Source organism: Qipengyuania qiaonensis, assembly GCF_019711515.1.
Classification (GTDB): Bacteria; Pseudomonadota; Alphaproteobacteria; order Sphingomonadales; family Sphingomonadaceae; genus Qipengyuania; species Qipengyuania qiaonensis.
Genome location: NZ_JAIGNO010000007.1, coordinates 18,944 through 39,551 on the forward strand (window position 1 = coordinate 18,944; position 20,608 = coordinate 39,551).

Here is a 20,608-nt window from a genome sequence, read left to right on the forward strand (position 1 = left end):
CCGGTGGATGTTATGGCACGCGGAGATGAACAACAGCAGACGGTTCTGTGCCAATTGTCGCGAATTTGACTTCGGCTGATCGTCAGCAGTGCGCAGAAAGCGTCAGGACGTTACGGCATCCCTGCGTTCGCGCATGCGTTCACGATTGCGTTTCGCGGCCGTGCGGGTTTCCATCAGGAACGAGCCAAGACCAGCAACCAGCAAACCCATGCAGCCGACCCAAGTTATGGCGACCAAGGTGCCGAGGGGTGCATACACGAAGGCGCTGACGAAGAGCAGAACGATAACGATGCTGATCGCCAGCGCGGATGCTGTGCTGAACATCACGGCACGTTGCGCGAAGATGCGCCTCTTTTCCAAAGCTGGCAGTTCTGCGCGCATGGCAGCTACATCGCCATCCTCGCCGGCATCCAAGATTCGTTCGATCTTGTTCGCGACCCAGATCAGCCTGTTTGTCATGACATTCATGACCGCGCCGATACCGGCGAGCAGAAAGGCTGGAGCGAGGCTGAGCTGTACAACCTGTTGAACGCGCAGGCTCGAGCTGGTCCGCTCGAGTAATTCGCTTCCAGGCAGGGCAACAAGGATGTCGAGCAGCATGGCGCTCAATCCTTCTGGTACGGGTTTTTCGGGCTTTTCAGTACCACGCGCACCGGTACCGCGTCGAAGCCGAGCTTGTCGCGAATACCGTTGACGAGATAGCGCTCGTAGCTCTTTGGAAGCATATCGAGCCGCGTCCCGAATACCACGAAACGTGGTGGGCGGATGCTGGCCTGTGTGATATAACGCAGCTTGATTCTCTTGCCCTTCGGCGCCGGAGGTGGATTGGCTTCCAAGGCGTCGTCGAACCAACGGTTAAGCGCGGCGGTAGGCACGCGGCGGCTCCACGCCTCACGCAGCTCGAAGGCGGCACCGAGCATCTGGTCCAGACCCTTGCCGGTCTTGGCGCTGACGGCGAAGAGCGGCACGCCACGAACCTGAGCAAGCCCCTCGTTCAGAGCATCGCGAATACCATTGAACAGAGCGCTTGCCCCTTCGGCCACGTCCCACTTGTTGATCGCGATCATCAGCGCGCGTCCCTCATCCAGCACCATACTGGCAATCTTGAGGTCCTGAGCCTCGAGCCCACGGGTGGCATCAAGCAGCAACACCACAACTTCCGCGAAGTCCACGGCGCGGCGAGCATCGGCGACGGAGAGCTTTTCGAGCTTGTCGATCACTTGCGCTTTTTTGCGCATTCCGGCGGTATCAATTAGTCTAACATCACGCGTATTGCCGATGATCGGGTCTTGCCATTGCCAGTCGATGGCGATCGAATCGCGGGTGATACCGGCCTCGGGACCCGTCAGCAGGCGGTCTTCGCCGAGCAGGCGATTTATCAGCGTCGATTTGCCCGCGTTCGGGCGGCCGACGATTGCGAGTTTGAGGGGCCCTGCAAGAAGAGCTTCCTCGTCGTCCTCATCGACCCGCGCTGCGATTTCGGAGCCTTCGGCTTGGGCGCCGATAATCGGCCACAAATGATCGAACAGGTCCGCGATACCCTCGCCGTGCTCGGCGCTGATGCCGGCGGGTTCGCCAAAGCCCAGCGAGAAGCTTTCGAAGATTCCAGCGTCGCCCTGGCTGCCCTCGGCCTTGTTCGCGACAAGTACCACCGGCACCTCCTGCCCGCGCAGCCAGCGGGCGATTTCCTCGTCGAGCGGGGTGATGCCCACGCGCGAATCGAACACGAACAGCGCGGCATCCGCCCCTTCGAGGCTAACCTCGGTTTGCTTGCGCATGCGGCCGGGGAGGGTGTCGGGATTTTCATCTTCCCATCCGGCCGTATCGACGATCTGGAACTCGAGCCCCGCAATCACCGCATCGCCGAAACGCCGGTCACGCGTGACGCCGGGCTGATCGTCGACCAGGGCCAGCCGCTTGCCCACCAGCCGGTTGAACAGCGTCGATTTGCCGACATTCGGGCGGCCGATGATGATGACCGTGGGTTTGGCTGAGGAGGGGATCATTATGGCGCGGCAAGTGGCGCTTTACGCGCCGCATTGCAAGCGCATGCCGCCGGTTCCGGGCTTACAGTACGGCTGTGAGCCGCAGCATGATCAACTGTGCGGCACGACCTTTACGGATAGTCAGTCCGCCTTGGCGATGGGCGGATCGTCGCCCAGATCTTCGAACCATGCTTCCACCGGACCGTTGAGCTTGAGGGTCAGCGGATTGCCGCGGCGGTCCACCGTCTTGCCAGCCTGTACGCGCACCCAACCTTCGGAAATCGAATATTCCTCGATATCGGTACGCTGCTTGCCCTTGAAGCGGATTCCCACGCCGCGTTGGAGCACCTCGACCTGGAAGTGTTCGCTTTTCGGATTGACCGAGAGGCGGTCGGGCGGGGTCTGGCTTCTGGTTTCTTCGCTCATGGCGCGCCGATACTGTGCAGCGCCAGGCCGGGCAAGATCAATCGGGCGGCGGCGTTTCCACCGGGCTGCGGTCGGGTTCGTCGAAATCGGGTTGCGGCGGTTCGAATCCCGGCGGTTCCTGCATCGGAGCCTCATCGGGCAGGCTGTCCGGCGGCATCTCGTCGGGCGCGCCGGGATCGATCGTGTCAGGGTTAGGGTCAGGTTGGGTTGCCATCACTATGTCCTCAATCGGGAGGAAGGGTGTCCAGTGCGGATTCGCCCGCACCATCGCTCCCGCCTTCCTGCGCGGCGCTCAGCGCCTTTTCGACCTCGATCTCGTCCTCGTCGGCCGAGTGCTCCAAGACCTCGCCTTCGTGTTCTCCCTCGGCTTCCATTTCGGCGGAAGTCTTGGGTTTCACCTTCGGATCGATGACCGGCGGGGTGTTGGCGGGCGTGGTCGGTTTTTCATATTCGCGCATACATCGGAAACGGTCGATCGCTCGAACCTGTTCCCTCACCCGTCGCCGCGCTTGCGCATTTGGTCTCATCCGACTAGAGGCACGCGCCTACACGCGGAGGAGCTAGCGCCTTTCGCGCAGCTTCGTTCGGGTTTGCGGGCGTGGCGGAACTGGTAGACGCGCTGGTTTTAGGTACCAGTATCGAAAGATGTGGGGGTTCGAGTCCCTTCGCCCGCACCAGTGCCGCCCCGGCGCGAGCCTCTCGCACATTGTCGCATTTGGAAAGTCACGAGTTTCAACCCATGCAGATCAAAGAGACCACCAACGAGGGCCTCAAGCGCGCCTACACCGTCAGCATTCCGGCCAAGGAAATCGACGAGCGCGTAAACAGCGAAGTCAAGAAGATCGCCCCGCAGGTGAAGATGCCCGGCTTCCGCCCGGGCAAGGTGCCCGCGAATCTCGTACGCAAGATGCATGGCGAACAGCTGCATGCCCAGACCGTGAACGACATGATCCGCGAATCGGTCGACAAGGTGATGGCCGAAAACAAGCTGCGGCCGGCCATGCAGCCCAAGGTCGAACTCGAGGAGGGGTATGAAGAGGGCAAGGATGCTTCGCTGTCCGTCGAGCTGGAAGTGCTGCCCGAAGTCGAGGCCCCCGAAGTCGAAGGTCTCAAGCTTGAGCGCCTGACCGTTCCGGTGACCGACAAGCAGGTCGACGAAGCTGTCGAGCGGATCGCTTCGAATAACAAGAGCTACAAGGATGCCGCCAAAACCAGGAAGGCTGCCGATGGCGACCAGCTGATCATCGATTTCGTCGGCCGTGTCGACGGCACCGAATTCGATGGCGGCAAGGCGGAAAACACGCCGCTAACGATCGGCGCCGGCCAGTTCATTCCCGGGTTCGAAGAGCAGCTCACTGGCGTGAAGACCGGCGACAAGAAGACCATCACGGTGACCTTCCCCGAAGACTATCCGGCGGAAAACCTGAAAGGCAAGGAAGCCGAATTCGACGTCACCGTGCAGCAGGTTAAAGTCCCGACCGACACCAAGATCGACGACGAATTCGCCAAGAATCTCGGCCTCGAAAACCTCGACAAGCTGAAGGAATTGCTGCGCGGCCAGCTGGAGCAGGAAACCTCGGGCCTGACCCGCACGCAGATGAAACGTCAGTTGCTCGATACACTGGCTGCAGGTCACAATTTCGCCGTGCCGCAGGGAATGGTCGATGCGGAGTTCGATCAGATCTGGGCCCAGCTGCAACAGGAAGCCGCGAAGTCGGACGACACCGAAGCCATGCTCAAGGAAATGGAAGACGAGAAGGACGATTACCGCAATATCGCCGAGCGTCGTGTCCGCCTTGGCCTGCTGCTTTCGGAAATCGGTCAGAAGAACGGCGTCGAGGTCAATGCCAACGAGATGAACATGCTCATCCAGCAGGCGGCCCAGCAATATCGTGCGGAAGATCGTGAGCGGTTCGTCCAGTACGTCCAGTCCGAACCGATGGCTGCTGCCCAACTGCGCGCGCCTCTCTATGAAGACAAGGTCGTCGACTTCCTGTTCGACAAGGCCGAGATCACCGACCGCGAAGTGACGCGCGAGGAACTCGAGGCGGCGATCGAGGCTGAAGAGACCACCGAAGAGAAGCCGAAGAAGAAGGCGCCCGCCAAGAAGGCAGCTGCCAAAAAGACCGAATCGAAGAAGGCGGAAGAAGAGCCTGCTACGAAGAAGGCTCCGGCCAAGAAAGCTTCGGCCAAGAAGGCCGAGGACAAGCCGGCTGCAAAGAAGGCACCAGCCAAGAAGCCTGCCGCGAAGAAGGCTCCGGCCAAGAAGGCTCCCGCCAAGAAATAAGCCCGGTCGAACCGGTATCACCCGAGGGGCGGCGGATTATGGTTCGCCGCCCCTTGTCGTTCGGAATGCCATTTCGCCCGAGCCGTCAGCCGTCGGGCGACCAACGCCTCAGCGACGGTTCCGGGATGGCGACAGTGCGAGCGCGCTCGTAAGCCGCACCAAGCTGCAACATACGGTGGTCGGCCCATTTGCCGCCCATGAAACTTATGCCCACCGGCAGCCGCTCTACTGCGCCCATCGGAACGGTCAGGTGCGGATAGCCGGCAATTGCCGCGAGTGAGCCTGCGCCAATGCTGCCGTTGTAATTGTCCCCGTTCAAGAGGTCGCTGGTCCAGGCAGGGCCGCGCGTAGGAGCGACGAGGACTTCGACATCATATTGTTCGAGGAGACGGTCGATACCTTCTTCGCCTGCCAGCCGGAGCGATTTTGCGCGCGCCTCGCGATAGGTGCCTTCGTCCTCGGTTTCGAGCGCCGCCTCGAACAGGGACTGGCCGAACCAGCGCAGTTCGCTGTTGGCGTTTTCCAGGTTGAAGGCGATCAGGTCAGCGAGGTCACGCGGGGTGTCCTCGCCGGGTAAGGTCGCGAGATAAGCAGCCATGTCGGTGTGCAGTTCGTACAGCAGTACCGTGAATTCGGCGGCCCCCATGCCTTCCGGCTCTTTAGCGTCGATCTCGACAATCTCAGCACCCGCCAAGCGCAGGTCTGCAAGCGCCACCTCGAAGACCTTGCGCACGTCGGTGCGATTCCCGATCGCATTCACCAGCACGCCGATCCGAACGCCTGCCAACGATGCGGTCGCCAGCCCTGCGGTGAAATCCGTGAGCCGTGAATCGGTGTCGGCGGTTGCGCTATCTGCAGGGTCGCTCCCCGCGATTGCATTCAAAAGCAGTGCGGCATCGGCGACGCTGCGTGCCATCGGGCCGGCGGTGTCCTGCGAGTGGCTGATCGGCACCACATGCGTGCGGCTTACAAGGCCGACGGTCGGTTTGAAGCCAACGATCCCGTTGACGCTTGCAGGACAGGTGATCGAACCATCGGTTTCGGTGCCGATTGCGGCCCAGGTCAGGTTTGCCGCCACGGCCGCGCCGCTACCGGATGACGAGCCGCAGGTGTTGCGGTCGATTGCGTGCGGGTTGCGTGTGAGGCCGCCGACTGCGCTCCACCCGCTGGTCGAATTAGTGTCTCGGATATTGGCCCATTCGGAGAGGTTCGTTTTGCCGAGGACAACGCCGCCCGCTTCACGCATGCGGGCGATTAACGGTGCGTCGCGGCCGGTCATATTGTTGGCGAGGGCCAGGCTTCCCGCGGTGGTCGGCAATTCGCGCGTCTCGATATTGTCTTTCACCAGCACCGTGCGCCCTGCCAGCGGCAGGCCCTGCGCTTCTGCTTCGGCGGCTTCGTGCGGAGCATCGGGATTGACCGCGATGACCGCATTCAACTGAGGACCTGCATCGTCGATGGCGGCAATCCGGTCCAGATAGGTGCGCGCATCGCTCTCAGCCCGCTGAGCGGAAAGCGGAGCGGCAAGAGCGAGTGCCACGAAGGGCAGGGCAGCGATACGCATGCCGGCAAACTGCCAGCTTCGCATGGCTTTGCAAGTATGGGCCTAAAAATCGCCGCTTATCGTCAAACGGAAAATCGGGCCTATCCGGCGATCCACGAACTCGTTGAACAGCACCTCGCCATCCGGCCTCGACCCTTCATAGACTTTCCTGCGGATGTAGTTCCGCGCGCCAAGCAGCGTATTCACTGCCTGTGCCCGGACAGTCAGCCCCAACACGTCCTTGTTTTCGATGAAGAGCGCGTCGAAGAATGGGCCTTCCCACTCGCGCCCCTCTTCGTAACGTCTTGCATATGGAGCACTGTCGAAGTGTTCGACGCTGGCACCCCATGCCCAGTCGGTCGACGGAATGTCATGACGGAAGTCTATTTCCAGGGCGCCTTCCTGATCGTAGGAAAAGCCGCGTTCGATCCCGGTGAACGGGTCGTCGACATACATGAAGCGCTTGACGGCAATGACGTCGAAGCGCGCGCCCTTCCAGCCGATCGGGTCCATCTTGATCGTTGCGTTCGCCTCCAGATGCAGGCGTCGCGCATCGCCGATGTTGCCGCGTGCCTCCCGGCCGTTGGGTAACGGGAACCAGTCGATGAAATCCTCGAACCATGCCTGGCGGGCTTCGAACTTGAGCGAGCCCCACGGCCCGAAAGTCTTGTTGGCCTCGAGCTCCACGTTCCAGCTCTGGTAGGGGACGAGTTCGTTGTTGCCGCCATTTTCGTTGTCGTTGTTGAGCGACACGCTGGCGAGGAAGTCCCCGAACGACAACTGGCTGACACGCTTTGCCAATGTCAAAGAGATGTCGAAATCGCTCGACGGCTTCCAGGTCGCGGCAAAAGAGCCCTTGGGCCGCTTGAAGCTGCGCGAATTGGGCGTGGCGCCGGTTTGCTCGATCTTCGAGAATTCCACCGCGCCGATCGCCTGGATCGACACTGTCGGGGACAGGGCGCGCGAAAAGCTGAGGCTGGTCTCATAACGATCTTCCCGAACCCCGCCGGTGCCCGCGGGGAAGGACAGCTCGACGAATTCGCCCTCGGGAGTGAGTTCGAACAGGGCCGAGCGGCGATCCAGCCGGTTGAACGCCGCCTCGCCCGAAAGCTGCCAGTCGGCCTGCCACAGTTTCCAGCTATATTCTGCGCGCCCGATCCGTTCGCCAGTGCCGTTCGTCTGGTCGAAACGGAAGCCCGTGGCCGTGCTGCCATCGTCGAAACGGTCAACCAGCGTCTGGGTGAAATTGTCGCGTTCGTAGCTTTCCAGCCCGATCAGCTTGAGCGTGCCAGGACCAAGCGGGAACTGAATATCGCCGCCGATCTCGTATTGCGGTCCATCTTCATGCGTGCGCAATTCGCGCGTGCGCACCGGCCCGACGACCGGCGTGCCGATTTCCGGTTCGTTGCGGTAGTAAAAGTCTTCCGCGTAATTGAGGTTGAGGTTCGCCTGCACGCCCCCGCCGAAATCGTACGCCAGCGTGGTAGCGAGCTTGGGTTCGTCGAACTTGCCCGAGAGAATCGAATATTGCTGTTCGATCAATTCGCCGCTGGCATCGGTGATCGTGATCGGGCCGTCTGCACCGAAGCGATCGTTGGGATTGGACAGGGCGACGGTGTAGTCGAGTTTTCCGCTGCTGCCCGTCACCGAGATCTCGCCGCCAAACAGTTGAGCCTCGGTGTTGTGGGGCCTGAAACCGGTCGTCCAGCGGAATTGCCCCGATACACCGTCGCTCTGGTAGACGACATTGGCGACCAGCCCCGTCAGGCCGGGAATGTCCAGCGTATTGCCGTCGACCAGTTCGATCCGGACGACGTCGGTCGCCGGGATGCGGCGCAACTGGTCCTCGACACTGTCCGATTTGCTCGACAGGCGCTCGCCATTGACGATCACATTCTGCGTCGCCTGACCGAGGCCGCGCTGACCCTGATCGTTGCCGCCGGTGATGATGAAACCGGGAATGCGGATCACCATATCGAGCGCATTGCGCGGTGCGAACTGGACGAAATAGGCCGGTTCGAAAGTCCGCGCAGATCCGGGAGTCGATTCGGCGATCACCGCCTCTTCCGCATCGGATTGCGGCGTATCCTGCCCGAGCACGGGCGAGGCGATGCCGCCCGCAATGGCAAACGACGCCGTGCCAAACAGGCTCTTGCGTAAGTACATGAAAGTCATCCGTCCCCGTGACCTCGATACGCCGCGTTTACATTTGTAGGCGATTAGGCAAATCAGGGTTCGACGGGCTACATTCTGCCTCCGACCAACGGAATCGGCGAGCAATTCGGCCGGATGAACGGCAGGCGCGACAAGTATCCCCGCATTCGCGCGGCAAGCCTCTTGAACATCACGGGATGCATGGCGACATAGGCGGCCAACCGATCCGACGAGAGGACTTTACATGATCAACCTGTTCGGCAGCGATGCCCACGGCACCCAGGGCCAGTTCACACGTGAACCGGAAACGGGGGCGCTTGTTCCCGTGGTCGTTGAGCAGACCAGCCGCGGCGAACGCAGCTTCGACATCTTCAGCCGCCTGCTGCGCGAACGCATTGTCTTTGTCACCGGCCAGGTCGAGGACGGCATGGCATCGCTCATCACAGCGCAGCTGCTGTTTCTTGAGAGCGAAAACCCCAGCAAGCCGATCAGCATGTACATTAATTCGCCCGGAGGCGTCGTGACGGCCGGCATGGCGATCCATGATACCATGCAATATATCAAGCCGCGCGTTTCGACCGTCTGCATGGGACAGGCTGCATCGATGGGTAGCTTCTTGCTGGCCGCCGGTGAACCCGGCATGCGAATCGCATTGCCTAATGCCCGCATCATGGTTCACCAGCCTTCGGGCGGCGCGCGCGGCATGGCCAGCGATATCGAGATTCAGGCGAGAGAAATCCTGCGTATCAAGAAGCGCATGAACGACCTGTATGTGAAGTATACGGGCCAGAGCCTGGAAGAGATCGAAAAGGCGATGGACCGGGATACCTTCCTCGAAGCCGACGAGGCGATGAAATTCGGGATCGTCGACAAGGTCTTCGAAACCCGTCCCGAATCCGAGGGCAGCGATGCCGATGGCTCGGGTGGTGCGCCCGAATAGTTCGGGCACTGGGTTCGGCGCGGGAAGTGTTCCCGCGCGGGACTGTTGCAAGAATGTCGTAGGAAATTTGCAACCTTGCCGCTTCAGCTTGCTGCAAGGGGTGTGTGTTATCTAGGATATTGACCCATATTCCGTGGCCCCTACAGTCGGGATTCTTCCGAGGGGTACGCGGGGAAGATGTTTAGGATATGACAAAGTTGAGCGGTACCGACAGCAAATCGACACTTTACTGCAGTTTTTGCGGCAAATCGCAGCACGAGGTGAGGAAGCTCATCGCGGGCCCGACGGTGTTCATCTGCGACGAATGCGTCGAATTGTGCAATGACATCATCCGCGAGGAAACCAAGGCCGGCCTTACCGGCAAGAAGGAAGGCGACGTTCCGACGCCCGCAGAAATCTGCGCGACGCTGGCCGATTACGTGATCGGACAGGAACGTGCCAAGCGGGTTCTCTCGGTGGCAGTCCATAACCACTACAAACGCCTGAAGCACGGTGCGAAGGCGGGCGATGTCGAACTGGCCAAGTCGAACATCCTCCTTGTTGGTCCGACCGGCTCGGGCAAGACGCTGCTCGCGCAGACGCTTGCGCGTACGTTCGACGTACCCTTCACGATGGCCGATGCCACCACGCTGACCGAGGCCGGTTACGTGGGCGAGGATGTCGAAAACATCATCCTCAAGCTGCTTCAGGCCTCCGACTACAATGTCGAGAAGGCTCAGCACGGCATCGTCTATATCGACGAGATCGACAAGATCACCCGCAAGGCGGAAAACCCCTCGATCACCCGTGACGTGTCGGGCGAGGGCGTGCAGCAGGCACTGCTCAAGCTGATGGAAGGCACCACGGCAAGCGTACCACCGCAGGGCGGCCGCAAGCATCCGCAGCAGGAGTTCCTGCAGGTCGACACGACCAATATCCTGTTCATCTGCGGCGGGGCCTTTGCCGGGCTGGACAAGATCATTGCCGATCGTTTGCAGAAGCGCAGCATCGGTTTCGGCGCGCATGTCGCCGATCCGGACAAACGCCGCGTGGGCGAACTGCTCGAGAAGAGCGAGCCGGAAGACCTTCTCAAATTCGGCCTGATTCCCGAATTCGTCGGTCGCCTGCCCGTTATCGCGACGCTGCACGATCTCGATGTCGATGCACTGGTGACGATCCTGCAGGAGCCGAAGAACGCCATCGCCAAACAGTATCACAAGCTGTTCGAACTCGAGGATGTCGAGCTGACCTTCACCGACGAAGCGCTGCGCGCGATTGCCGAACGGGCGATCAAGCGCAAGACCGGTGCTCGCGGCCTGCGCTCGATCGTCGAAGCGATCCTGCTCGACACGATGTTCGACCTGCCCGATATGGACGGCGTAACGGAAATCGTGATCGACAAGGACGTGGTCGAAGGCAAGAAAGAGCCGATCCAGGTCCACGGCGGCAAAAAGGAAGAGAAGGAAGCCGCGGCCTGAGCCGCCAGGTTTTCACTTTCTCTTTCGGAAGACCGATAAAGCCCGCCCCACCCGGCGGGCTTTATATTGCCCGATCAGCAACCCGCTCTGCAGTCGTTGTGACCGATCTCGATCTGGACGGTCGTATGGCCGATATTGTGGCGCTGCTGGAGTTCGTGCGCCACTTCCTGCAGAAATGCATCGCCCGGATGACCGGAGGGGATGACGAGGTGTACGGTCAGCGCCGTTTCCGTCGTGCTCATCGGCCAGATATGGAGGTCATGCACCGCCTCCACACCCGGTAACGCGAAGAAGTAGGCACGTACCCGGTTCTCCGAGATGCCCTTGGGGACGCCCAGCATGCTCATAGCTACGCTGTCCTTGAGCAGACCCCAGGTGCCCCAGGCGATCACCAGCACGATTGCAAGACTTACGGCCGGGTCGATCCAGCTTTCTCCCGTCCACATGATAGCCAACCCGGCGATAACGACGCCGGCGCTTACCAGCGCATCTGCGGCCATGTGCAGGAAGGCGCCGCGAATATTGATATCGTGCTGGCCGCGCATGAACAGCGCAGCCGTGCCGGCGTTGATAACGATGCCGATCCCGGCAATAATTGCCATTTTCTCGCCCTCGACTACCGGAGGCTCTGCAATCCGGTTGAGCGTTTCGAAAAGGATCGCGCCGATGGCAAGGAGAAGCAACCCGGCGTTGAGCAACGCAGCGAGGATCGTCGAGCTCTTGTAGCCGTAAGTGAAGCGTTCCGAACCCGGGCGCTTGGCTGCGATGCTTGCTGCCCAGGCAAGCAACAAGGCCAGAACATCCGACAGATTGTGCCCGGCATCCGCAATCAGCGCCATCGAGCCGGAGATCCAGCCGTACACTGCTTCAACGATGACGAAGCCGGCATTGAGGATGATGCCGACCATGAATGCATTGCCGTAATCGGCCTGGGCATGGCTGTGACCATGCCGATGCCCGTCCGAATGGCTGTGACCTGCACCCATGCGCTTTGTCGACTGTCCCGTTTAGTCCTGGTTGCGCCGCCTACTTCAAAGGTTCGACCGGCGACAAGAAAAAACTATTAAAAACAACTAGATATATAATATCATCGCCCTTTGATATCGCAACATACATCGAGTTGCGGCGTATGCTACCGGCGTTCCGAGGCACGTTCCGATCCGATACGCGATCAGATGCAGCTATCCAGCCCATCGCGCTGCACCGATCCGATGCGGGCGGAAATCGTGTTGCCATGGCGGGCGAGCCAGCCTCGCGGGTTCTTGACCGACCGTTCCTTCGGCAGTGGCAGCGCAGCGGCCATGCGCGCGGCCTCCAGCGAAGTGAGCGAGGCCGCCGATTTCCCGAAATAGCGCTGGGCCCCGGCCTCGACACCGTAAGTGCCGATACCGGTCTCGGCTACGTTCAGATAGACTTCCATGATCCGACGCTTGCCCCAGATTTGCTCGATCAGAACGGTGAACCAGGCTTCGAATCCTTTGCGAATATAGCCGCCACCCTGCCACAGGAACACGTTCTTCGCTGTCTGCTGGCTGATGGTCGAACCGCCGCGAATACGCCCGCCTTGCGCATTGCGCCGCATGGCATCCTCGATAGCCTCCCGGTCGAAGCCATCATGCGTGCAGAACTTGCCATCTTCCGCCGCAATTACCGCGCGTACCATGTTGCGATCGATATTCGACAGCGAGGTCCAGTCCTTGGTCATGCCGTTCCTGTCCATCAGCATGGTAGCGGTGACGGGCACCGGTACGAACTTGAACAGCAAGACAAGCGCGAGGCTGAGGCCGACAAAGCCGATCAGAACCTTGAACAGAAATGTTATGATGCGACGCATGGCCGCTCTTTAAGTGCGGAGCTGTCCAACCGCAATCGCCGCCGCGGGCTGAGGGTCTTGCGAGCATGGTAACATTCGTTGCCGCCCGGCTTCCTGTCATGATCGGTTGGTTGCGGTCGATCAACGGAAAAGGGACGCGAACCGAAGTTCGCGCCCCTCTTTCGTATCATCCGAGTTTGCGTCAGGCCACGCCAGGCAACAGCCTCTCACCGGCAATGGCCTTCATTGCCTTCTGAAGCTTTTCGAAGGCGCGCACTTCGATCTGGCGAATACGCTCGCGGCTTACGTCGTAGACCTGCGAAAGCTCTTCGAGAGTCTGCGGGTTTTCGGTCAACCGGCGTTCGGTGAGGATGTGCTTTTCGCGATCGTTGAGGCTGTCCATAGCTTCGACCAGCATATCGTGCCGAACTTCCGATTCCTGCGCGTCGGCTACCAGCTCGTCCTGCAACGGGCCGTCATCGGTCAGCCAGTCCTGCCACTCGCCCGAGCCATCTTCGCCATTGCGCATCGGCGTATTCAGCGAACCGTCGCCGCCCATCAGCATGCGGCGGTTCATGTTGATCACTTCCTGCTCGGGCACGCCCAGATCGGTCGCGATCTTGGCCACGTCGTCCGGGTGCAGATCGGTGTCTTCGTAGGCGTCGAGGTTCTTCTTCATCCGGCGCAGGTTGAAGAACAGCTTCTTCTGCGCGGCGGTGGTGCCCATCTTCACGAGGGACCAGCTGCGCAGGATGTATTCCTGGATGCTCGCCTTGATCCACCACATGGCATAGGTGGCCAGCCGGAAACCGCGATCGGCTTCGAACTTCTTGACGCCCTGCATCAGACCGACATTACCTTCGGAAATGAGATCCGATACCGGCAGGCCGTAGCCGCGATAGCCCATGGCGATTTTCGCCACGAGGCGCAGATGCGAGGTGACGAGCTGCGCTGCAGCTTCGGTATCGTCGTGTTCCTCGTAACGCTTGGCGAGCATATATTCCTGCTCTTGCGTCAGCACGGGGAACTTCTTGATTTCGGAAAGATAGCGGTTGAGGCTCTGCTCCCCGCCGAGCGCCGGAACGCTCAAAGTTTTGGTATTGCTCACTTGTACCCTGACCTTTCTTGCGTCAGCCGCACTTGCCAGACCCCTGACGGGCATCCGACTCTCGGGCTACTTCGGTTACATATAGCGGACGTTGCCCAAATTGCACACGCGTTTCGTCGATTTCAACGAGCGGTTTGGTCGATGAGTTCCCGCATGTCGGACGGCAATTCGGCGCAGAAATCCAAGGTTTCAGCGCTGATAGGATGTCTGAATCCGAGCCGAGCCGCGTGCAGTGCCTGACGACTGAAACCGAGTTCGTCGAGAAGGGCCTTGAGGGCTTTGGGAGAGCGTCCGTAGACAGGATCTCCCAATAGCGCATGACCGATTGATGCACAGTGAACGCGGACCTGATGAGTGCGCCCTGTTTCCAGGCGACATTCGATGAGAGAGGCGTGATCCAGACGGCGCAGGGTCTCGTAATGCGTCACGGCATGCTTCCCGCGCGTGGTCTCGGCGGGAAGAACGGCCATCTTCTTGCGGTCGCGGTCGGAGCGACCGATACGGGCCGAAATCGTGCCCGACGACGGGTTGGGGTGGCCTGCGCAAACGGCAAGATAGCGCCGGGTGATCGAGTGGTCGGCGAATTGCCTGGCGAGCCCCTCGTGCGCAGCGTCAGATTTGGCGACTACGAGCAGGCCGGAGGTGTCCTTGTCGATTCGGTGAACTATGCCGGGACGCGCAATGCCGTTGATACCCGAAAGCCGGCCCTGGCAATGAAACAGGAGCGCGTTGACCAGCGTCCCGTCGGGATTGCCGGCGGCCGGATGCACCACCATACCTGCGGGCTTGTTCACGACGATCAGGTGTTTGTCCTCGAACACGATGTCGAGCGGGATGTCCTGCGGTATGGCTGCCAGAGGCTCGGGCGGGGGCAGGGCTATGGCGAACGGGGTGCCTCGATCGACCTTGGCCGAGCCGCTCTTGGCGGGAACTCCGGCGATTTCGACGGCGCCACCGACGATCAGCCCCTTGATCCGTTCGCGCGAAAGATCCGTCGCCTCGGCAAGCGCCTTGTCCAGCCGGCCACCGCTGGCGAGCGTTCCAGTGATGATTTCGCCATCGGCCATGCTAGGGCCATGCGCGATGCCGGTCGAAGTCTCAAGCGATGTCGTCGAACGCCTCCTTGCCGAGGCAGCTTCGTTGTATCCTGCGGAATGCTGCGGTATCCTGCTGGGTGACGGAGATCGGGTGACGTCGGTCGCGCCCGCCGCCAACATCCATCCCGAACCCGCCAGCCATTTCGAGATCGACCCGCAGACGCTTGTTGACGCCCATCGCCAGGCACGTTCCGGTGGCCCGCATGTGCTGGGATACTATCACTCGCACCCCAACGGCCTCGCCAGACCCTCCGCGACCGATCGCGCCACCGCGGCGCCCGACGGGTCGATCTGGGCGATAATCGCGGCGGGGCGAATCACGTTATGGCGTTCCGGGGATGCAGGTTTCGAAGCGCTTCCCTATGAGATCGCCCCTCGCTAAGACGCTAATTCAATCTTCACTATCCGGGATCCCAATGGACGACCGCCAATCGATCGACCTCGCAGCAATGCTTTGCTCGCGCCTATGCCACGATATGCTCAGCCCCGTGGGGGCGTTGTCCAACGGGCTCGAGCTGCTCGCGATGGAAACCGATCCGGAAATGCGCGCCAACGTGATGCAATTGCTGGAGCAGAGCGCGCTGATAAGCACCAACAAACTGAAGTTCTTTCGCCTGGCGTTCGGCGCAGCCGGCGGTTTCGGCGAGCAGGTCGAAGTCACCGAACCCAAGGCGCTTATCGACGCTCTCGTTGCGGACAAGCCAAATATCGCAATCAATTGGGCACTTGCGGAAAGGACGCTGGCAAAGCCCGCGGTCAAGGTTCTGCTGAACTTTGCCCAGATATCCATCGATGCCCTGGTGCGTGGCGGCACGCTCGATATTGGGGCGGAAATCCGCGACGGAGCTTGCGAAATCGTGGTTCGCTCAACCGGTCCGAAGATCGCTTTCGACGACACGATCGGCAAAGCGCTCGATGGCTCGCTCGACCGGTCGGAACTGACCAGCCGCACGGCCGCAGCGCACATGATCAATTTGCTCGCGACCGAAAGCGGTGGCGGGTTGCAGTATCATAAGAGCGCCGATGCGCTGGTTCTCGGCGCGGTCCTGCCGCAGGGCGAAGGGCTGATCGGTTGAACTCGGATTTCGGCAGGCTTGGGGAGGGGTTGCCCGCCAGCAAGGACGAATTGGTCGACAGGGAGGTGCTGTCGCCCAATCACGATAAGCGCGCCATGCCCATTTCCATGGTTGTCATTCATTACACTGAAATGGAAGACAAGGGCTTCGCCATCGAACGCCTGTGCGACCCTGAGGCGAAAGTTTCTGCGCATTACCTGATTGGCGAGCAGGGCGAGGTTGTTCGACTGGTGCCGGAAGACAAGCGTGCCTGGCATGCAGGCGTGTCATATTGGCGCGGCCACAAGGACGTGAATTCGGCCAGCATAGGCATCGAACTCGATCACCCAGGCCATAAATATGGCTATCGCGAATTCAACGACGCGCAATTCGATGCGCTGGTGCCCCTGGTTGCGCGCATGGTCAAAGAGTACGATATTCCGCGCGCGAATGTTGTTGGCCATTCCGATGTCGCGCCCGCACGCAAGATCGATCCGGGCGAGCTGTTTCCCTGGGACCGACTGGCCGAGTACGGACTGTGCCTCCCGCGGCCGAAAAAGCTCGAGCGTGGCGATCCGTTCGACAATGACGCGGCGTTCTATCTCGCCCTCGAACGCTTTGGCTATGACATTACCGACGGGCACAAGGCCGTCGAAGCATTCCAGCGCCGTTGGCGTCCCGAAAAGATCAACGGTCAGATCGATGGCGAAGCGCGCGCGATTCTGTTCCAGTTGCTGCTGGATCGTGACCGCGGCCATACGCGCTAGAATTCCTATGCGGTCGCCTGTAGATCGCTGATCGCCGCCATTCTTCTCATGACCTGTCGGTACCGGGAATTGCTCATGCCCGCAGTATGGCGTAGGGGACGTGCATGGATCATTGCGACGTCCATTCCATTTTCACCTCGCTAACCGAGAAGCAGGACGAAGCCCTGCGCCTTGCTTGCCAACATCTGACGTCCAAGCAAATCGCCAAGGAACTGGGTGTCGCGCCCGTCACCATCGACAAACGTATCGATGCAGTGCGTGCAAAACTGGACTACATGCCGCGCATCGAGGTCTTGCGGCACTACCGTGCCTGGGCGGAACGGTATGACCGAACCATAGATGATCCGACCATACTAACGAATTCTCCACCGATCGCTGCACCAACGGCATCGCAGCCAAGTGAGCGTTCCTACGTCTTCGAAGACTCTCTTGCGTTCGACGCAAGGGCCTCTTGGGACCGGAATTCAAGCTGGTTGCAGCCGGGGATCAAACCTTCGGACCTGGGTGTTGGCGGCAAATTGCTGTTCATACTCGCCGGTGCGGTTGCGATCATGATCGTCGCCGTGCTCTCCATGGCCTTCGCCAACGCGTTGGGCACCATGGTGTAGGTTCGCGGCATCTCCTCGGCCGATATGCCAGAGGAGAAAATGAATGTCTCTTGATCTCACTACCGCCACGGCCCGTATCGCTCGCGAACTGGGTGAATCCGAACTTGCCATTGCCGATGCGCTGGCAAGAACAACGGCTTTGCTGCACAGCGCCGCGCTCGCCAGCCGCGATGTGGTTGGTGCGCCGGAACTCGAAACCCAACGTACTCTGCTCCGACTGCAAAAGATTGTCGGCGGTCTCATCGACGCTCGCGGCGAAACCAGTCGTGTGCATGGCGAACTGAGCCGGATTGCGGTCGAAACTGGTGCAGGCGAGGAACCGACCTGTCCCGACAAGTCGTTCACCTCTGCCGAGCGTGTAACGACAATCGCGGCCTGACTTGCCTAGGCGAAGGCGAGGGGCCAAGAGCATGAGCAATGACCCGGTTCTTTATCCAGGTGGCACTCACGCTCGCGGTTCTCGCCTTTGCTTGGAGCAGGGGCGGAAGGCCTGAACGCTATGTTGCCACAATTTACTTCCTTCTGGTCTCTTCGGGCATCGCACGCTGGCTTGCCACCGGGCAGTGGAGTCAGGAAGGCTATGGTGAACTCCAGATCTTCCGTTTCGTTGCCGACATTGTTGCATTGGTCGCAGTCACTGCGGTGGCGCTGTCATTCGATCGCTGGTGGACCCTATGGGTAAGCTCGGCGCAATTCATCGCCGTGGTCTCGCACTTGCTCCGCGCAGCGAACCTGCCCCTAGAACCGATTGTCTACGCCATTATGGAGCGCTGGCCGGTGTGGCTGGCACTGATCATCACGGGTCTGGGAACATTGGCGCACTACCGACGAATGAAAAGCACCGTCACCACCTGACTGGGCTGCTGGCGCCGCTTTCGACCGAACCTAAAGAACTTGCCGATCGGCTGCTGAGCCGGTTCGGATCGCTTAGTGCGATAACCTATGCCAGCGAGGCCGATCTGCGCCAGTGCGCCACCCGGGGGGAGCCATGGGTGGAAGCTCTCCTGGCGGTGCGGCAACTTCTGCATGACGGCGCGCGCGAAGAGGTCGTGCGGACACGGCTCGGCGGCGATCGCAGGGCGCTCGATCGCTATCTGCTCGAGACTATGGGAGGGCTCGGCCGTGAGCGCATGATCGCCATATTCGCCGACGATGCGGGTTTCGTAATTTCCGAAGAGGTTATCGCCGATGGCCTGGAGGGGCGAATTCATGTTTCTCCCCGCATCTTATTCGGTCGCGCTCTTTCGCTCGATGCCCGCCGCATGCTCATCGCTCACAATCATCCCTCCGGCAGCGCGGAGCCCAGCGCTTCAGATATCAGCCAGACCAGGGAGATCATCTCTCAGGCCGAGCGTTTGGGCGTCATGCTCATCGACCACCTCGTTGTTGGACGCGGCCAAGTGGTGAGCATGCGTGGCAGAGGGCTGATATGACGCCGGTAGAACGGGCCCTTGACCGCTGTATCGCCGCAAAGCTGATCTCCTTTGCCGAGTGGGAGCGATCTCTTCGCTCCGTTCGCGCGAGCGACACCGCAGAATTGATGGTCAACAGCGACGACAGCGCCGGGTTGCCCACGTCCAGCAAGCTATTTGACGAGCCGATGTGGGGCATGCTGATCTACCTGTTCGTGACACATGCGAATGGAAGATCTGCCAGCCTGGCCGGCTGTTGCCGTGTTGCAGGTGTTTCGCGTTCCTCTGGCTTGCAATGCGTCGCGACGTTGGTCGAGGATGCCATCGTCGTTTTTAACGGCAATCTGCGCAAAGCGGAAAACCCGAACCTGGTCCTTTCGGTCAAGGGAAAGCAGATCGTCGAAGAGGCGATGCGCAACTTCGTAGCGACGCGATCGGACGAAAATTTCGCCAGCGCAGCCTGCATGCCGGTCAGCGACAGCCGCCTGAACGAGCGGATCGCACGGGAACTGAAAATAAGTCTTGGCGCGGTCGCAATGCACCGCGCCAATATGGCGGCGACAAATGACTAAAGCGCTTTCTCGATCAGGCTAATTGCCGACGAAGCGCTGATAGGGCTCGTCGGCGATGATCGCGAGTGCTGCGGCTGCGATGGCACCCGTCATTGCGAGTGCCAGGCAATTCTCGCTCGAGAAGGTCTTTTCAATGCCGAGTTCGGGAAGCGCCACTGTAGCAATGGCGTAGCCCGATTGCGAACGCGAGGTCATTGTGCCCACCCGTTCGGTGGTGAGCAAAAGAATTTGTTCGAGGGCTCTGCTTTCGAACAGGGGCTTGGCGACAGCATCGGCAGGTGGCTCGAAATGTTGCCTCATGGAATCCGGCGCTTGGTGGAGTAGATCGAACAACTGCAGAACCATTGCATGCGAATGGTCGCCGGTTGGGGCCGGCGGTTCTTCGCACCGAGTTAGAAATTCGTCGAGTTCTTCGTACCACGGAATGCGGGGTGAGGTGTCCAAGCTCCATCTCCTTAAATTGCTAAAGAGAGTCGTATCGTTGCGAAGTCAAGATGGGGCGTTCTTGAGCTTCTAGTCCCGCCATCCTGCTCGCCGTCCCAACAGATCTGCAATGCGCAAGGATGGGTTTGACTTAACTTGCAATAGGTTACGCACTATTCCCGATGGGCGGGCTGGCTGACAATTGCAGATGCTAACCGGTTACATTGCTTTCTTGGCAAAACATCCGATCTGACTTATCAAGCGCGACGCCAGGGGGCCGGGCAGCTGCGTGCCGTAAGGTACGAGGAAAGTCCGGGCTCCACGAAACAAGGGTGGCGGGTAACGCCCGCCCGGCGCAAGCCGAGGGAAAGTGCCACAGAGAGTATACCGCCGATGACCTGTTCGCAGGCTCAGGCAAGGGTGAAAGGGTGCGGTAAGAGCGCACCGGGGCTTCGGCAACGCGGCCCGCATGGCAAACCCCACCCGGAGCAAGGCCGAATAGGGGCGGCGCGCTGGAGACAGCTGGTGCGTTTCGCATCGACCGCCCGGGTTGGCTGCTGGAGCCGCGGAGCAATCCGTGGCCTAGACGAATGGCTGCCTCTGCGCGGCTGGTGTGCAAGCATACCGCGTGCAGGACAGAACCCGGCTTACAGGCCCCCTGGCATATCTTCCGCATCGGGCAGCAATGACGGGGCGGGTTCTTTCTCGGGGAGAATCTGGCCGTCGACCTCCATCCCCTCGAACGGGCGGCAGGCTTCATTCATTTCTTCGGAATGAAGGTGTACCTTCATCATCGGATCGGCCCTGCTCCAATCGGTTCGCGGATCGTCGCGAACGACGCACAATGCGCGCCAGGCAATCGGCAATTCCTGAAGCTGCTCGATCGTCGGAAGCCCTTCGATCAATACTTCATGTCCGGAATAGCTACCGGTAGCCCGACCAACGAATTTCGTTTCCGTAC

Annotated in this window: 23 protein-coding genes, 1 tRNA gene and 1 other RNA gene; 13 read left to right on the forward strand and 12 right to left on the reverse strand. The window is 60.5% G+C overall.

Going from position 1 to position 20,608, the window contains the following annotated elements:
- Positions 1 to 102: 102 nt before the first annotated feature.
- The 5 genes from K3174_RS11545 to K3174_RS11565 all read right to left on the reverse strand — a co-directional run bounded on the left by K3174_RS11545 (position 103) and on the right by K3174_RS11565 (position 2,869).
- Positions 103 to 600: a DUF2721 domain-containing protein gene (locus K3174_RS11545; protein WP_221558491.1), complete on the reverse strand. Its 498-nt coding sequence runs from the start codon at positions 598 to 600 to the stop codon at positions 103 to 105.
- A gap of 5 nt (positions 601 to 605) precedes the next feature.
- Positions 606 to 2,006, reverse strand: coding sequence for a ribosome biogenesis GTPase Der (gene der, locus K3174_RS11550; protein WP_221558493.1), 1,401 nt, complete (start codon positions 2,004 to 2,006; stop codon positions 606 to 608).
- A gap of 120 nt (positions 2,007 to 2,126) precedes the next feature.
- A complete protein-coding gene (locus K3174_RS11555) occupies positions 2,127 to 2,411 on the reverse strand; it encodes a DUF3297 family protein (protein ID WP_221558495.1) in 285 nt (94 codons plus the stop codon).
- A gap of 37 nt (positions 2,412 to 2,448) precedes the next feature.
- On the reverse strand, positions 2,449 to 2,625 hold the full coding sequence (locus K3174_RS11560) for a hypothetical protein (RefSeq protein WP_221558497.1): 177 nt from the start codon (positions 2,623 to 2,625) through the stop codon (positions 2,449 to 2,451).
- A 10-nt stretch (positions 2,626 to 2,635) separates the two neighbouring features.
- Positions 2,636 to 2,869, reverse strand: a complete 234-nt coding sequence (locus K3174_RS11565; RefSeq protein ID WP_221558499.1) for a hypothetical protein — start codon at positions 2,867 to 2,869, stop codon at positions 2,636 to 2,638.
- Between the two features lie 134 nt (positions 2,870 to 3,003).
- Between K3174_RS11565 and K3174_RS11570 the strand changes: the two genes are divergently transcribed.
- Together K3174_RS11570 and tig are read left to right on the forward strand one after the other, a co-directional pair.
- Positions 3,004 to 3,088, forward strand: a tRNA-Leu gene (locus K3174_RS11570).
- Between the two features lie 62 nt (positions 3,089 to 3,150).
- On the forward strand, positions 3,151 to 4,698 hold the full coding sequence (gene tig / locus K3174_RS11575) for a trigger factor (RefSeq protein ID WP_221558502.1): 1,548 nt from the start codon (positions 3,151 to 3,153) through the stop codon (positions 4,696 to 4,698).
- A gap of 85 nt (positions 4,699 to 4,783) precedes the next feature.
- Here the strand turns inward: tig and K3174_RS11580 are convergent, their stop codons facing one another.
- Both K3174_RS11580 and K3174_RS11585 read right to left on the reverse strand, forming a co-directional pair.
- A complete protein-coding gene (locus K3174_RS11580) occupies positions 4,784 to 6,262 on the reverse strand; it encodes an amidase (protein ID WP_221558504.1) in 1,479 nt (492 codons plus the stop codon).
- Between the two features lie 42 nt (positions 6,263 to 6,304).
- Positions 6,305 to 8,407: a TonB-dependent receptor gene (locus K3174_RS11585; RefSeq protein ID WP_221558506.1), complete on the reverse strand. Its 2,103-nt coding sequence runs from the start codon at positions 8,405 to 8,407 to the stop codon at positions 6,305 to 6,307.
- A gap of 232 nt (positions 8,408 to 8,639) precedes the next feature.
- Between K3174_RS11585 and K3174_RS11590 the strand changes: the two genes are divergently transcribed.
- Both K3174_RS11590 and clpX read left to right on the forward strand, forming a co-directional pair.
- Complete coding sequence (locus K3174_RS11590) at positions 8,640 to 9,335, forward strand: ATP-dependent Clp protease proteolytic subunit (protein WP_221558507.1); 696 nt, start codon at positions 8,640 to 8,642, stop codon at positions 9,333 to 9,335.
- Between the two features lie 188 nt (positions 9,336 to 9,523).
- A complete protein-coding gene (gene clpX / locus K3174_RS11595) occupies positions 9,524 to 10,792 on the forward strand; it encodes an ATP-dependent Clp protease ATP-binding subunit ClpX (RefSeq protein ID WP_221558509.1) in 1,269 nt (422 codons plus the stop codon).
- A 74-nt stretch (positions 10,793 to 10,866) separates the two neighbouring features.
- Here clpX and K3174_RS11600 read toward each other — a convergent pair whose 3' ends face one another.
- The 4 genes from K3174_RS11600 to K3174_RS11615 form a co-directional block, all read right to left on the reverse strand.
- Positions 10,867 to 11,778: a cation diffusion facilitator family transporter gene (locus K3174_RS11600; protein ID WP_221558511.1), complete on the reverse strand. Its 912-nt coding sequence runs from the start codon at positions 11,776 to 11,778 to the stop codon at positions 10,867 to 10,869.
- A 185-nt stretch (positions 11,779 to 11,963) separates the two neighbouring features.
- Positions 11,964 to 12,626 carry a monofunctional biosynthetic peptidoglycan transglycosylase gene (gene mtgA, locus K3174_RS11605; protein WP_221558514.1) on the reverse strand — a complete coding sequence of 221 codons (663 nt, stop codon included), beginning with the start codon at positions 12,624 to 12,626 and terminating at the stop codon, positions 11,964 to 11,966.
- Positions 12,627 to 12,807: 181 nt separating this feature from the next.
- Positions 12,808 to 13,713 (reverse strand): RNA polymerase sigma factor RpoH, encoded by a 906-nt coding sequence (gene rpoH / locus K3174_RS11610; protein WP_221558516.1) that lies wholly within the window; start codon positions 13,711 to 13,713, stop codon positions 12,808 to 12,810.
- Between the two features lie 122 nt (positions 13,714 to 13,835).
- Positions 13,836 to 14,780, reverse strand: a complete 945-nt coding sequence (locus tag K3174_RS11615; RefSeq protein ID WP_221558518.1) for an RluA family pseudouridine synthase — start codon at positions 14,778 to 14,780, stop codon at positions 13,836 to 13,838.
- Between the two features lie 16 nt (positions 14,781 to 14,796).
- Between K3174_RS11615 and K3174_RS11620 the strand changes: the two genes are divergently transcribed.
- The 8 genes from K3174_RS11620 to K3174_RS11655 all read left to right on the forward strand — a co-directional run bounded on the left by K3174_RS11620 (position 14,797) and on the right by K3174_RS11655 (position 19,224).
- Positions 14,797 to 15,192, forward strand: coding sequence for a M67 family metallopeptidase (locus tag K3174_RS11620; protein ID WP_221558520.1), 396 nt, complete (start codon positions 14,797 to 14,799; stop codon positions 15,190 to 15,192).
- Between the two features lie 34 nt (positions 15,193 to 15,226).
- Positions 15,227 to 15,886 (forward strand): histidine phosphotransferase family protein, encoded by a 660-nt coding sequence (locus K3174_RS11625; protein ID WP_221558522.1) that lies wholly within the window; start codon positions 15,227 to 15,229, stop codon positions 15,884 to 15,886.
- A gap of 95 nt (positions 15,887 to 15,981) precedes the next feature.
- Positions 15,982 to 16,632 (forward strand): N-acetylmuramoyl-L-alanine amidase, encoded by a 651-nt coding sequence (locus K3174_RS11630; protein WP_221558843.1) that lies wholly within the window; start codon positions 15,982 to 15,984, stop codon positions 16,630 to 16,632.
- A 104-nt stretch (positions 16,633 to 16,736) separates the two neighbouring features.
- Positions 16,737 to 17,240 (forward strand): sigma factor-like helix-turn-helix DNA-binding protein, encoded by a 504-nt coding sequence (locus K3174_RS11635; protein ID WP_221558524.1) that lies wholly within the window; start codon positions 16,737 to 16,739, stop codon positions 17,238 to 17,240.
- A gap of 43 nt (positions 17,241 to 17,283) precedes the next feature.
- Positions 17,284 to 17,619, forward strand: a complete 336-nt coding sequence (locus K3174_RS11640) for a hypothetical protein (RefSeq protein WP_221558526.1) — start codon at positions 17,284 to 17,286, stop codon at positions 17,617 to 17,619.
- Positions 17,620 to 17,657: 38 nt separating this feature from the next.
- The gene (locus K3174_RS11645; protein WP_221558528.1) at positions 17,658 to 18,095 is read left to right on the forward strand and encodes a hypothetical protein; all 438 of its coding nucleotides are present in this window, start codon (positions 17,658 to 17,660) and stop codon (positions 18,093 to 18,095) included.
- Positions 18,020 to 18,673 carry a JAB domain-containing protein gene (locus K3174_RS17115; RefSeq protein WP_221558530.1) on the forward strand — a complete coding sequence of 218 codons (654 nt, stop codon included), beginning with the start codon at positions 18,020 to 18,022 and terminating at the stop codon, positions 18,671 to 18,673. Before K3174_RS11645 ends, K3174_RS17115 begins: the two co-directional genes overlap by 76 nt.
- On the forward strand, positions 18,670 to 19,224 hold the full coding sequence (locus K3174_RS11655; protein ID WP_221558532.1) for a hypothetical protein: 555 nt from the start codon (positions 18,670 to 18,672) through the stop codon (positions 19,222 to 19,224). The genes K3174_RS17115 and K3174_RS11655 overlap by 4 nt, the downstream gene beginning before the upstream one ends.
- Positions 19,225 to 19,242: 18 nt before the next feature.
- Here the strand turns inward: K3174_RS11655 and K3174_RS11660 are convergent, their stop codons facing one another.
- Positions 19,243 to 19,668: a hypothetical protein gene (locus K3174_RS11660; protein WP_221558534.1), complete on the reverse strand. Its 426-nt coding sequence runs from the start codon at positions 19,666 to 19,668 to the stop codon at positions 19,243 to 19,245.
- Positions 19,669 to 19,916: 248 nt separating this feature from the next.
- Here K3174_RS11660 and rnpB point away from each other — a divergent pair.
- Positions 19,917 to 20,313, forward strand: an RNA gene (gene rnpB, locus K3174_RS11665) — RNase P RNA component class A.
- The last annotated feature ends 295 nt before the right edge of the window (positions 20,314 to 20,608 follow it).